Origin of the sequence: Streptomyces sp. NPDC008317 (assembly GCF_042955955.1) — a bacterium.
Lineage (GTDB): Bacteria > Actinomycetota > Actinomycetes > Streptomycetales > Streptomycetaceae > Actinacidiphila.
In genome coordinates this window covers 114,615-127,700 of sequence record NZ_JBIBFQ010000006.1, presented here as the reverse complement: position 1 = coordinate 127,700, position 13,086 = coordinate 114,615, and the positions used below count along the sequence as shown (strand labels likewise).

Sequence of the window (13,086 nt, the reverse complement as noted above, 5' to 3'; positions counted from 1 at the left end):
CAGGCGTGGCGGGACCCACCGCCCGGCGCGCCCGCCGGGTCCGTATGACCGGCAAGGAACGGCGCGAGCAGCTTCTGGACATCGGCCGCACGCTCTTCGCCGAACGCGGCTTCGAGGGCACCTCGGTCGAGGAGATCGCCCACAAGGCGGGCGTCTCCAAGCCGGTGGTGTACGAGCACTTCGGCGGCAAGGAAGGGCTCTACGCCGTCGTCGTCGACCGTGAGATGCGTCGGTTGCTCGACATGGTGACCGGCGCCCTCACCGGCGGCCACCCCAGGGAGCTGCTGGAACAGGCCGCCTTCGCGCTGCTGGACTACATCGAGCAGTACACCGACGGTTTCCGCATCCTGGTGCGCGATTCACCCGTCGCCCAGTCCACCGGCACCTTCGCCTCGCTGATCAGCGACATCGCCACCCAGGTCGAGGACATCCTCGGCCACGAGTTCAAGCGGCGCGGCTTCGACCCCAAACTCGCCCCGATGTACGCGCAGGCGCTGGTCGGCATGGTGGCACTCACCGGCCAGTGGTGGCTGGACGCGCAGAAGCCGAAGAAGGCCGAGGTCGTCGCCCACCTGGTGAACCTCTCCTGGAACGGCCTGGCGGGCATAGAGCCCAAGCCGCGGCTGATCGGCCACCGCAAGAACTGAGGCGGCCGACGACGTACAGGCGCATAGGCGCACAGGCATACAGATGTACAGGCATACAGACGTACAGGCGTACAGAAGAAGGCGCCCGGCGGACCGATGATCGGTCCGCCGGGCGCCTTTCTCCTATCGGTCAGCCGGTGTTGCGCAGCCCCGCCGCCACACCGTTCACCGTCAGCAGCAGCGCGCGCGACAGCAGCGGGTCGGGGCTCTCGCCCCGCTCCGCCGCCGCCCGCTGCCGGGCCAGCAGCGTCACCTGGAGATACGAGATCGGGTCCAGGTACTGGTCACGGATGTGGAAGGTCTGCGCCAGCAGCGGGCTGCCCGCCAGCAGCTCGGACTCCCCGGTGATCCGCAGCACCTCGCTGACCGTCAGCGCGTGCTCCGCCTCGATCGTGGCGAAGACGTGCTTGAGCTCGTCGGGCACCAGGGTGTCCACGTAGTGCCGGGCGATCCGCAGATCGGTCTTGGCCAGGGTCATCTCGACGTTGGACAGGAAGTTGCGGAAGAAGTGCCACTGTCCGAACGCCTCGTCTATCACCGGGCCGAGCCCCGCCTCGCGGGCGGCCTTCAGCCCGGCGCCGACCCCGAACCAGCCGGGGACGATCTGCCGGGACTGCGTCCAGCCGAACACCCACGGGATGGCCCGCAGACCGTCCAGGCCCGCACCGGAGTCCGGGCGGCGCGAGGGGCGCGACCCCAGGTGCAGCTCGCCGAGCTGGTCGACGGGCGTGGAGGCGAAGAAGTACGGCGGCAGGTCCGGGTCCTCGACCAGCTTGCGGTACGCGTCGTGGGCCGCCTCGGAGACGATGTCCATCGCCGCGTCCCAGCGCGACAGCGCCTCGTCGGACTGCCGGGGCGCGGTGTGCAGCGCGGACGCCTGGAGCGTGGCGGCGACCGTCAGTTCCAGGTTCTCCCGGGCCAGCGACGGGATCAGGTACTTGTCCGAGATCACCTCGCCCTGCTCGGTCACCTTGATCTCGCCCTCCAGGGTGCCCCAGGGCTGGGCGAGGATCGCGGTGTGCGAGGGGCCGCCGCCGCGGCCGACGGTGCCGCCGCGGCCGTGGAACAGCCGCAGCCGCACCCCGTGCCGGTGCGCGACGTCACGCAGCCGCCGCTGCGCCCGGTGGATCTCCCACTGCGAGGTGGTGATGCCGCCGAACTTCGACGAGTCGCTGTAGCCGAGCATGACCTCCTGCACGTCACCGCGGAGCGACACCAGCCGCCGGTAGGACGGGTCGGACAGCATCTCGTCCAGGAGCTGGTCGGCGATCTTCAGCTCGTCGGTGGTCTCCAGCAGCGGCACGATGCCGATCTTGGCGATCCCGGCGTGCAGGTCGATCAGCCCGGCCTCGCGCGCCAGCACCGCCGCCGCGAAGACGTCGTCCGAGCCCAGGCACATCGAGATGATGTACGACTCCACGACCTCCGGACCGAACCGCTCGAACGCCTCCCGGATGGTGTGGAACACCCCGAGCGTCTTGGCGCCCGCCTCGTCCAGCGGGGCGGGCGTCGGCGCCAGCGGGCGGCGCGAGCGCAGCTCCTTGGCCAGCAGCTTGCGCCGGTAGTCGCGCGGCATGTCCGCGTACCGCCAGGACTCCTCGCCGAGCCGGTCGAAGAGCTGCCCCAGCGCGTGGTGGTGCGCCTCGGCGTGCTCGCGCACGTCCATGGTCGCGAGCTGGAGGCCGAAGGCGGACAGGGTCCGGATCGTACGGTCCAGGCGGCCGTCGGCGATCAGGCCGCCGCGGTGGACGCGCAGCGAGTCCTGGATGAGCTGGAGGTCGTGCAGCAGACCGCCGGTGCCCAGGTAGTCGCGGCCGGGGACGTGCGGGGTGCCGCCGGCCAGCCGCTCGCGGGTGTTGACGAGCTTCTGCCGGATGCAGGTCGCCTTCAGCCGGTACGGCTCCTCGGCGTTCAGCCGCTTGTAGCGCGGGCTGATCTCGGGCAGCGCCACCAGGTCCGTGGCGAGCGAGTCCAGCAGGTCGGTGCTCGCGCCGCAGTTGCGGATCGAGTTGGACAGCGCGCCGCGCAGCACGTCCACCAGGTCGAGCGCGTCGGTGATGCCGTGCTCGTGCTGGAGGATCAGCACGTCCCAGGTGACCTGCGGGGTCACATTGGGGTTGCCGTCGCGGTCGCCGCCGATCCAGGTGCCGAAGGTCAGCGGGCGGGTCCCCGCGGGCAGCGGCAGGCCGACCCGCTCCAGCTCGGCCGCCAGGTCCTCCAGGACGTCGCCGACCGCGCCCGCGTGCAGTTCGTCCAGGTAGTAGATGGCGTTGCGCGCCTCGTCGGCGGGCTCAGGGCGCACCACCCGCAGCTCGTCGGTCTGCCACAGCAGGTCGATGTTCTCCGCGAGCCGCAGGTCCGCGCGGCGCCGGTCGCCCGTGCCCTGCCCGGTGGTGTCGTCCAGCAGCTCCGCGATCCTGCGCAGCTTGTTCAGCACACTGCGCCGCGCGGCCTCGGTGGGGTGCGCGGTGAACACCGGCCGCACGTTCAGATTCCGTACGGTCTCGCGTACGTGCTCGGGGTCGCCGTCCTTCAGCAGGTCGGCGGTCTGGGCGAGCAGGCCGCCCTCCTGCGCGCGGCGCTCGCGCAGGTCCCGGCCGCGGTGCACCTGCTCGGTGACGTTGGCCAGATGGAAGTAGGTGGAGAAGGCGCGTACCAGCTTGGCGGCGGTCTCCAGGTCGGTGTCGCCGAGAAGCGTGGCGGCTGCCTCGCCGTCGGTGCGGGTCAGGGCACGTACCCGCTCGACGAGATCGAGGAGTTCCTGGCCTTCCTGTCTCACCAGCGTGCCGCCGAGCAGTTCTCCCAGGCGGCGGATGTCGGCTCGCAGGGCGGTACTGCTCTCCGGGGCGGTGTCGGCGCTGCTCACAGGTGCGGCTCCTTGTGCAGTGGAAGTGGACGACGGCATACAAGGCGTAGGGAAAGACGTGGCTGCGGACCGCGCTGTCCGACCGCTCCAGGATAGGTGGCCGCCTCCGCGGCGAGACGGCCCGCCCATCTGGCGGACACGGCACCCGGTCGCGCTTACCCCTGGAGACCCTTACCGGTCCCGTCGGCCGATACCGCGCCGATACGGGGCTGACACGGCCGCCACGCCGCCTCGGGCACCGCCTAGTCTGGACGCCATGAGTACGACGGGGGCGCACGTACCGGACGACGGGGCTGGAGGACGGCCCGGGTCCGGCTGGTGGTGGTGGACGCGGCGGCGCGGCTTCCTCCTGGACCTGGCGCTGGCCGTGGCCTCGGCCGTGGAGTGCGCCTTCGAGGGCGTGACCTTCGCCCACAAGACCGGGGTGACACCCGCGGTGGCGGCGCTGATCGGGCTGCTCGCGGGCGGCACCCTGCTGCTGCGCCGCCGCTGGCCGATCGCCGTGGTCCTGGTGGGCATCGCCCTGAGCCCGGCCGAGCTGGGCTTCCTGCTGTCGGTGGTCGGCCTCTACTCCCTGACCGTCTCCGAGGTGCCGCGCCGGATCACCGCCGCGCTCGCCTCCATGAACGGCCTCGGCACCTTCCTGGTCTCCTTCATCCGCCTCCACGACAGCCTGCGCAACGCGGACAACAACCGCTCGATGTCCCTGCCGATCGTCCTGAGCACCTCACTCCTGCTCGCCCTCGGCCTCACCGCTCCGCCGGTCCTGCTCGGTCTGTACGTACGGGCCAGGCGCCGGCTGGTGGAGAGCCTGCGGGAGCGGGCCGACGGCCTGGAACGCGAGCTGGAACTCCTCGCGGAGAAGGCGGCCGAGCGCGCCGAGCGGGCCCGCGCCGAGGAGCGGACCCGGATCGCCCGCGACATGCACGACGTGGTGGCCCACCGGGTGAGCCTGATGGTCGTCCACGCGGCGGCCCTCAAGGCCGTCGCCCTCAAGGACCCGGCCAAGGCGTCCAGCACCGCGGAGTTGCTTGGGGACATGGGGCGCGAGGCGCTGACCGAACTGCGCCAGATGCTCGGGGTGCTGCGTACGGCGGCGCCCGAGCGGGCACCCGCGCCCGCGCCGCGGCTTCCCGCGCCGCGGGTTCTTGAGCCCGAGCCGGATACGGATACGGATACGGCTACGGAGCCGGAGCCCGAGGGGCCGTGCATCGACCAGCTCGGCGAACTCGTCGAGCAGTCCCAGGCCGCCGGGATGACCGTCGAGTTCACCGTCGAGGGCGAGGAGCGGCCCTGCGGCGCCCGCGTCGAACAGACCGTCTACCGCGTGGTGCAGGAAGCGCTCACCAACGTCCACAAGCACGCCGGGGGCGCCAGGGCCCATGTCCGGCTCGCCTACCGCGAGCTCGAGATCGCCGTCCTCGTTCTCAACGGGCCCTCCGACGGCACCCCGGCCACGCCGCTTCCCAGTGGGGGGCACGGGCTGGTCGGCATGAAGGAACGTGTCACCACCCACGGCGGGGGCTTCGCCGCGGGCCCCACCCCCGACGGCGGTTTCCGCGTCTCCGCCTTGTTGCCCCTGGCAGCCCGCCCGATCTGACGCCCGCCTGGCGCCGGTCGGTAAGCCGCTCTTCGGGGGCGGGGCCCTGGGCGGTTCTTCTCCCAAGGCGGCTGGCCGATCCTTGAGGGGCGCGGGGAACTGCGCGCTCAGCCACCGACGGTGGCGCGGCCCTTGGCCACCGGCCCCAGCGGGGCAGACGCGGTTGTCGTCGGGCTGACAGCCCGGTGGGGGCGGGCCGCGCAGTTCCCCGCGCCCCTCAAGACAACGTCCTGCGCAAGGGCAGGGCACCTTCCCCGCGCCCCTCAGGACAGCGCCCTGCGCAAGGGCAGCGCGCCTTCCCCGCGCCCCTAAAAACACGGCCCTGCGCAATGGCAGCGCGCCCTGGGGGTCAGGCCGGGTCGGACGGGTCGGCTTGTTCGGGGAGGCCGGGGGCGCCCGGTGCTTCGGGGTGGTCCGGCCCGGAGGGCGGGAGGTGGCGGCCGGTCAGGGAGGCGAGGGTGGCCCGTACGTGCGCGAGATGCGCGCGAATCTCGTCGCGGTGCTGCTCGTGCTCGCGCAGCGAGCGCTCGCTCTCGCGGCGGGTGCGCTCCTCGTGCATGCGCGCCTGGGCGAGCAGCTCGGACGCCCGCTCCTCGGCCTCCTGCTGCTGCACCCGCAGGGCCTCCTCGGCGTCGGCACGCTCCTGGTGCGCCTCGTGGAGGCGCCGTTCGGCGTCGCCGAGGAGATCGGCGAGCCTGCTGTCGACCCCGGCCTCGCGCTCGGCGAGCTCGTGTTCGAGGGTGTCGAGCCGTTCGCGGCGCTCCTTGTCGACCTCGGCCAGGGTCCGGCCGACGTCCTGCCGCATGGCGTCCAGGGCGCGGCCCGCCTCGCCGCGTACGGCCTCGGCTTCCGCGCGGGCCTGGCCGAGGATCTCGGAGGCGCGTCCGCACGCCTCGTCCAGGAGCCGTTCCGCCTGCTCCTCGGCGGCGGCGAGCCGGGCGGAGGCGGCGGCGCGGGCCTCGTCCTGGAGGGTGCGGCGGGCGGTCTCCGCGGTGTCGCGCGCGTGCTGCGCCTCGGCCTCGGCGCGGTCGCGTACGGCGGCGGCCTCCTCCTCGACCAGCCGCAGCAACTCCTGGGCGCCGTCGCCGAGCGCGTCGAACGAGGTGGCGCCGAGCGCTTCGACCTGGTGCCGCAACGAGGCGCACTCGGCGTCCATCTCGTTGGCGAGCACCGTCAGCCGGGCGGCCCGCTCCCACGCGGCGTCCCGGTCCTCCGACAACTCGTCGAGGAAACGGTCGACCTGTTCCGGCCGATAGCCGCGTCCGCGCGCGGTGTCGATGTTGCGGGCTGACGATGCGGTGTTGCTGCTCATGCCCTGCCCCTCGCCGTCGGCCGTTCCGTCCTGCCTATTTTTGGCTTATGTCCGAATTGTACGGGCTGCGACACTCCGACCTGTCTCCTACCCATCCACTCCCTTCTTGATGGCCCCGAACGCAGACGGGCCGGGTGAAGAAGGGAAGTGCCCTTCCTCACCCGGCTCTTCGCCGCGTGCGGGGTGGGGGTCAGCGCGCGAGGGAGACGGCGAACGGCGTGAAGCCGTTCCGGCGCAGGACGTGGGGCACGACCAGGATCATGGCCTCGGCGGCGCGGGCGGTGCGAATGCCGCCGAGGTCCTCGATCCATGCGGGCCGCCAGCCCAGGTCGGCGAGCAGACCGTTGACGGTCTTCTTCGCGTCCTCGTCGTCCCCCGACACATAGGCGGTCGGCGGGGTGGCCAGGATCTCGGGAGCGGTCATGACCATGAACAGCATGGTGTTGAGGGTCTTGACCACACGGGTGTCGGGGAGCGCGGCCTGGAGGTGCTCGGCGAGGCTGCTGCCGGGGTAGCACAGGTCGCCGGGCAGCCCGTCCTCGGCGTCGCGGGTGGCGTTGGAGACATCGACGAGGATCTTCCCGGAGAGTTCGGCGCGCAGGCCGGTGAGGCGTTCCAGCGAAGTGTCGCCGGGCGTCGCGTTGATCACGATGTCCGCGCCGCGGGCGGCGGTGGGCTGGTCGGCGAAGGCGACCGTCGGGGCGGCCCCGGCGGCGCGGGCGGCGGTCTCCACCGGGGTCCGGCCGCCGAGGGTGACCTGGTGTCCCGCGGCGGAGAGCTTGTTGGCGAGGTGGGTCCCGACGCGGCCCGCGCCCAGGATGCCGATGGTGGTCATGAGGTGATGCTCCTTGCGGTGTCGAGCGGGTAAGGGCGGGGCGTCCGGTCAGACGATCGGCGACAGGACCTCGCGGGCGGCGGCGTGGACGCCGGGGGCCGCGGCCAGGAAGTCGCGGCTGCGGGTGCTCCAGGGCTCGCCCGCCAGGTCGGTGACGGTGCCTCCGGCCTCGGAGACCAGCAGGGCGCCGGCGACCAGTCCCGAGCGGACGTCGGAGAACTGCCAGAAGGCGTCCATCCGTCCGGCGGCGACGTGGATGAGCTGCATCGTGGCGGGCACGGACACGCGTACGACCAGGCCGTTGACGAGCATGGCGGTGACGGAGTCGCCGATCCGCCGGAAGGTGCGCTCGTCCTCGCCGGGCCTGGCCTGACCGGTGCCGATGAGCGAGGCGGCCAGACCGGTCTTGGCGGACACCGCCAGGGGCCGGTCGTTGAGGCGGGCGCCGCCGCCGGCCACCGCGGTGTACGTGTCACCGGTCAGCGGCAGGTGGACGACGGTGAGCACCGGCTGGTTGTCGCGGACCAGGGTGGCGGTGACGGCCCAGTCGTCCATGCCGTGCACGTGGTTGATGTTGCCCTCGGCGGGGTCGACCACCCACCACTCCCCGGGCGGGAGCGCGCCGCCCGCCAACTCGTCCTCGGCCCACCGCGATCCCGGCCGGGCCCGCAGCAGCGGTTCGCGCAGCACGCTCAGCACCGCGTCGTCGTTGGCGTGGATCTCCGCGACGACCTCGTCCAGGCTCACGCCGCGGGCGTGCGTGGTGTGGCGGGCGCGCAACGTGCGACCGGCGGTCCGCACCGCGGCCGTCACGTCGGACAGGAGGGTCGTGCCGGCGGCGAAAGGCATGGCTGTGCTCATGGGGGGCTCCCTGGTGTCGATGGCCGCGGGGCGGTTCTTCTCGCGCCCGCACTTCGACGGTAGGTCGCCCGTGGATTAACAACAAGTGCATGCTTTTCACTTGTAGATTTACTGTCATGCAACTGGATCTGAACCTGCTCACGGCCCTGGACGCGCTGCTGGAGGAGGGGAGCGTCACCGGCGCCGCGGCCCGTCTCCATGTGACCGCGCCCGCGATGAGCCGGTCCCTGGGCCGTATCCGCAAGGTCACCGGTGACCAGATCCTGGTCCGCGCCGGGCGCGGCATGCTCCCCACCCCTCGCGCGCTGGCCATGCGCGCCGAAGTCCACGCCCTCGTGCAGCAGGCCCACCGCCTGCTGTCCGCCCGGCAGAGCCTCGACCTGGCGGCTCTGGACCGGGTCTTCACCGTGCGCTGGCACGACGCGCTGACCGCGGCCTGCGGCACCGCCCTGACCACGGCCGTCCGCGAGCAGGCGCCCGGCGCCCGGCTGCGGCTGTCCGCCGAACCCGGCACGGACACGCCCGAGTCGCACCGGGGCGAGGCCGACCTCGAATCCAGCTCCGGCCGGTCGGCGCTTCCCGACATCCGCCACCGCCTCGTCGGCAGGGACCGGCTGGTCGTCGCCGTCCGGCCCGGCCACCCGCTGGCGGAGGGCCCGTTGAGCCCCGAGCGTTACGCGGCGGCGGAACACCTCACCGTTTCCCGGCGCGGAAGCCTGCGCGACTCGGTCGACGACGCCCTGGCGGCGCACGGCCTCGAACGGCGCGTCGCCGCCGCCGGGCCCACCGCCGCCTTCGCGCTGCGGCTGGTCCTCGACACCGACCTCGTGGTCACCGTGCCCGACGCGGTCACCCGCGAGGCCAGGGACCACCTCGGCCTGCTCACCCTGCCGACGCCGCTCCCGCTGCCCGACGTCCCCTTGTACCTGCTGTGGCACCAGCGGTACGACGAGGACCGCGCCCACATCTGGCTGCGCGACCTGGCCACCGAAACCGTCCAGGCGCTGTTCGCACCACTGAACGCCTGACCGGCCACCAGATCGGCCCGCCTGACCGGCCCGCCTGAACTGGCACAGCGAACGGCCCCGCCGCGGCGGGGCCGTTCCCTGACGCCTCTGCTACGACCCGGCGGGACGGAACTTCTGTCGGCCGGGCCCTCGCCGGGCCGTTACAGCAGTCCGTCCCACATCTGCTCGATGAGGACCGACCACCAGTGGTCGGGCGAGGCGATGGCCGCCGGGTCCTGCGCGGCGAGCTGCGCCTGGAAGTCCACCGTCCAGCGGCCCGCCTGATCGGGCGTCAGCCCGATCCGCAGCCGCCACATCCGGCCCAGCAGCGCCAGGCAGCGGGCGAATTCCGGCAGGCTCGAATTGACGAACTGCGGCGGCGCGGGCTGTCCGCCCGGACCGGCCTCCAACGGCACCGCCACGATGTGCGCGGTGCCGTACTGCACACAGAGCTGACGGCCGAAGTCATTGCCCATCACCAGATACGAGCCCGCGTCCGACGCCGCCTGCACGCCGCGCTGCTGGGCCAGCTCCGCCAGCGTCGGCACCGGCTGGCCCGGCTGGGCCTGCGCCCAGAAGAACGGGCCGAAGTCCACCGGCAGCCCGGCCCACACCAGGGTCTGCGCCACGATGTCGGGCACGCCCTGCCGGGACACCGCCCGCTGGTCGAAGCGGAACAGGCCCTGCGGCCCGAAGGCCGACGCCAGTTCCTGCCCGATCACGTCGAGCGGCACCGGCGGCACCCGCAGCACACTGTGCGGGTCGGGCATCGGCACCCGCTGCGGCTGCGGGCGCGCGGGCGCGCCCGCCACCTGGTGCAGCTCGCCCTGGTGCGTCAGCAGATGCTGGACGCCCTGCTGGCGGCTGGCGTGGTCCCTGCCGTACGGCGCGGTGTGGCTGATCCGCACCTGCGGCCAGGTCTCGCGGATCATCCGCGTGCAGTAACCACCGGGCAGATCGCACGACTCCAGCTCGGTGTGCAGTTCGAGCACCTGCTCGGGCCGCACGCCCATCGAGCGCAGCTCGTGCAGGATCTGCCACTCCGGGTGCGGAGTGCCGGGCGCCGAACGCCGGATGAGCTGCTGCTCGCTGCCGTCCTGGCCGCGGTAGCGGAGCACCGCCATGTAGCCGGGGCCGACCGTGGGCACCGCCGTCGGCTGCGGGTAGCCGTAGCCGGGCGGCGGGGGCGGGGCCATGCCGCCGCCACCGGGCGGGGGCGGCGGCCCCATGGGCGCGCCGCCGGGACCCGCGAGCATCGTGGCCGCGTAGTGCGGGTCGTTGCCGCCGGGCCGGCCGGGCGCGCCGGGGCCCGCGCCGGGCGCTTGGGGTCCGGGCGGCCCCGAAGGTCCTGCCAGCATCGTGGCCGCGTAGTGCGGGTCGTTGTTCCCCGCGGGCGGCGGGGGCGGCGACATGCCGGGGCCGGGCGGCGGCGGGGGCGGTCCCGTCGGACCGGTGGGTCCGGGAGGTCCGGGCGGGCCGCCGGGGCCCGCGAGCATGGTCGCCGCGTAGTGCGGGTCGTTGCCGCCGGGGCGACCGGCGCCGGGCGGCGGCGGTCCCTGCGGGCCCTGCGGGCTCTGACCACCCGGCGGATTCTGCGGTACGAGCTGCGTCGGCAGGTAACCGCCCGCAGGAGCGGCGGCTCCCGGCGGGGGCGGCGGCGCGTCCGGGCTGCGGACCGGACCGCCCGAGGGCGGCGGCACATGGCCGCGGGCGGCCTTCGCCGTCTCCAGGTCGGCGATGTCGGCGGCACCGCGACCGGGGCCACCGGGCGGAGGCACGGATCCGGCGCCGAGGCCGCCGGGCGGCGGCAGCGGCACCGCGGGTCCGCCGGGCGGCGGGAATTCCGAACCCCCCACGGTGTGCGGCACGCCGGGCCTGGCGGGCGGCACGGGAGCCTGCGGCTCCACGGGCGGGGCGATCCGGGTCTTGGGCAACCCGCTGCCGCTCGGCAGCAGTTCGGTGCGGGCCTGCTCGGCCTCGGGGTCCTGCGCGACGTCCACCTGGTCGGAGCCGCTGATCGGCGGCGCGAAGACGGTCGCGGGCACCGGGACCGACTGGCCCTCGCCGCTGTCGCTGGTCGTCTTGCCCGCCCAACTGCCGCCGGGCACGGCCGGTTCCGCGGGCGCCGAGGGCGTCGCGGGCGCGTCGGCCGCCGGGGCCGGGCGCCGGTAGTCGATCCCGCCGGACGCGGCCGGTGCGACGGGAGCGCTGTCAGCGGGGGAGGGGGAGGGGGAGGGCGTCGAGGCGCCGGAGGACCCGGCGGAGGCGGGCCGCCGGTAGTCGATACCGCCGGAGCCGGAGCCGGAGCCGGAGCCGGGCGCGGAGCCCGTACCGTCGCCCGGTCCCGAGGTGGGTCCCGAGGCCGCCGCCAGGCCGTACCCGCCGTCGGCGTCGGCCGCCGGGGCACGGTCGGCCGGGGCGCCGTCGGACCCGGGGGCGGCGGCATGCCACGCGGGAGCGTCGGCGCCCGCGCCCGCGGCGATACCGGCACCGTTGGTCCGGCTCGACCGGCGGTTGTCGGGGATGCCCATCTTGTCGGCCGCGTCCTGGAGCCACTGCGGCGGGCTCAACAGGAAGGACGTGGCCTCCAGGTCGATGCGTTGCGGCGGGTCGGGCACCGCGTCGTTCGGCACCGGGCCGTACTCCTCCTCGTAACGCCTGATGAGTTCGCCGACGGGCAGGCCGGGCCACAAGGTGGCCTCGCCGCTGTCCTTGGCTATGACGACGCGGACGTCGCCGCCGTCGCCCGCGGACGGGCCGCCCTCGCGCGGCTCCGACCAGACGACGAAGCCGAGGTCGAATTCGCGGACCCGGATCTCCCGGGCCTCGTACGCGGGGACGTCGCCGTTGATCCAGCGCTCCGCCCGCTCCTGGGCCTGCGCGAAAGTGACCATGTCCGGCCTCATCCCTCCACCGGGACGGCGCTGGCGAAGCCCCCGTCCACCATCAGGTTCGCGACGGTCTCCAATTCCGGCGGATTGCCCGCGAGCCGGAGCAGGAACGCGTCGAGTGACTCACCGCAGGGCAGCAGCAGTTCCGCGACCCGGTCGGCGGGGGCGGCCCAGCGGTCGCCGTCGCGGACGTCGTCGTACGCGCAGAACCAGACCGAGCCGGTCCGCTCGCCCTTGACCTTGACCGCGAGCAGGCCGCCCTGGAGGTAGGAGATCGCCAGGAAGTCCTTGGTCAGGTGGTCGCGCAGGCACTTGTTCACGTACACCAGGTCGTTGACCGCGGCGTCGTCACGGACGGTGAAGAACGGCTGGTCGATCAGCAGGCCGAGGTCCGGGTCGAGCGCGACGCCGCTCGGGGCGCAGCCGCCCGCCGCCTTCAGGAAGGTGCGGTAGCCGCCGGGCAGCCGGTAGCCCAGCTCCTCCTCGACGTCACGGACCTGCGATTCGGTGACCGCGACCGGGTCCTTCGGCAGTCCGAAGTGGACCGGGCGGGTCTCCTGGAGCGGCCGGGTGCCGCGCTTGGCGTGGTCGGCGGAGGAGGCGGCCAGGCCCCCGTGGTGCCGCAGCAGCGCCTTGACCTCGACCGGGATCAGCTCCATCCGGCGGGTCCCGATGACGTGGTGCCAGGTCCAGCCGTGCGGGGTCGCGACGGGGGAGAGGCTGCCCCACAGCTCGTGGCCCGAGGCGTGCAGCGCCGCGTTCGCCGACACGTAGTCGGTCAGCCGCAGCTCGTCTATCCCGAAGCCCTCGGGGGGCTCGGCGATCTCCGCCACCGCCCGCGCGTACGGCGCGAAGTCCGGAATCCCGTTGTCGTCCACCCAGACACCCTGGGGATGGCGGGCGGCGCGTACCGGGTCGGGAAAATGCACGACCTGTCCGGCGTAGGCCGCGTTCGGCGGCGGCACGATACGTCCCCCGGCCCGCGGACCGGGAGGTGCGCCCAGCCCTTGCCGACCTGTCGTCATGGCGGTTGCCCCCTGCTGCGTCTGGCTGATGACCACAGCCTA

General features: G+C 73.6%; 9 protein-coding genes. 3 read left to right on the top strand and 6 right to left on the bottom strand.

Features of this window, described 5'->3' with window-relative positions; all coding sequences use genetic code 11:
• Positions 1-44 precede the first annotated feature (44 nt).
• Complete coding sequence (locus ACFY9V_RS20710) at positions 45-647, top strand: TetR/AcrR family transcriptional regulator (protein ID WP_188282429.1); 603 nt, start codon at positions 45-47, stop codon at positions 645-647.
• A gap of 130 nt (positions 648-777) precedes the next feature.
• Here the strand turns inward: ACFY9V_RS20710 and ppc are convergent, their stop codons facing one another.
• Positions 778-3,513 carry a phosphoenolpyruvate carboxylase gene (gene ppc, locus ACFY9V_RS20705; RefSeq protein ID WP_355338007.1) on the bottom strand — a complete coding sequence of 912 codons (2,736 nt, stop codon included), beginning with the start codon at positions 3,511-3,513 and terminating at the stop codon, positions 778-780.
• Between the two features lie 256 nt (positions 3,514-3,769).
• Between ppc and ACFY9V_RS20700 the strand changes: the two genes are divergently transcribed.
• A complete protein-coding gene (locus tag ACFY9V_RS20700; RefSeq protein WP_391162311.1) occupies positions 3,770-5,113 on the top strand; it encodes a histidine kinase in 1,344 nt (447 codons plus the stop codon).
• A gap of 349 nt (positions 5,114-5,462) precedes the next feature.
• On the opposite strand, the gene ACFY9V_RS20695 is transcribed toward ACFY9V_RS20700, so the two are convergent.
• The 3 genes from ACFY9V_RS20695 to ACFY9V_RS20685 all read right to left on the bottom strand — a co-directional run bounded on the left by ACFY9V_RS20695 (position 5,463) and on the right by ACFY9V_RS20685 (position 8,121).
• Positions 5,463-6,425 carry a DivIVA domain-containing protein gene (locus tag ACFY9V_RS20695; protein ID WP_355338013.1) on the bottom strand — a complete coding sequence of 321 codons (963 nt, stop codon included), beginning with the start codon at positions 6,423-6,425 and terminating at the stop codon, positions 5,463-5,465.
• 190 nt (positions 6,426-6,615) lie between these two features.
• Entirely contained in the window at positions 6,616-7,260 is a 645-nt protein-coding gene (locus ACFY9V_RS20690; protein WP_391162310.1) for an NAD(P)-binding domain-containing protein, read from the bottom strand.
• A gap of 48 nt (positions 7,261-7,308) precedes the next feature.
• Entirely contained in the window at positions 7,309-8,121 is an 813-nt protein-coding gene (locus ACFY9V_RS20685; RefSeq protein WP_391162309.1) for an inositol monophosphatase family protein, read from the bottom strand.
• Between the two features lie 116 nt (positions 8,122-8,237).
• Between ACFY9V_RS20685 and ACFY9V_RS20680 the strand changes: the two genes are divergently transcribed.
• Entirely contained in the window at positions 8,238-9,149 is a 912-nt protein-coding gene (locus ACFY9V_RS20680) for a LysR substrate-binding domain-containing protein (RefSeq protein WP_391162307.1), read from the top strand.
• A gap of 140 nt (positions 9,150-9,289) precedes the next feature.
• Here ACFY9V_RS20680 and ACFY9V_RS20675 read toward each other — a convergent pair whose 3' ends face one another.
• Together ACFY9V_RS20675 and ACFY9V_RS20670 are read right to left on the bottom strand one after the other, a co-directional pair.
• Positions 9,290-12,022: an SUKH-4 family immunity protein gene (locus tag ACFY9V_RS20675; RefSeq protein ID WP_391162306.1), complete on the bottom strand. Its 2,733-nt coding sequence runs from the start codon at positions 12,020-12,022 to the stop codon at positions 9,290-9,292.
• Positions 12,023-12,030: 8 nt separating this feature from the next.
• Positions 12,031-13,044 (bottom strand): HNH endonuclease, encoded by a 1,014-nt coding sequence (locus tag ACFY9V_RS20670; RefSeq protein ID WP_355346841.1) that lies wholly within the window; start codon positions 13,042-13,044, stop codon positions 12,031-12,033.
• Positions 13,045-13,086: the final 42 nt, after the last annotated feature.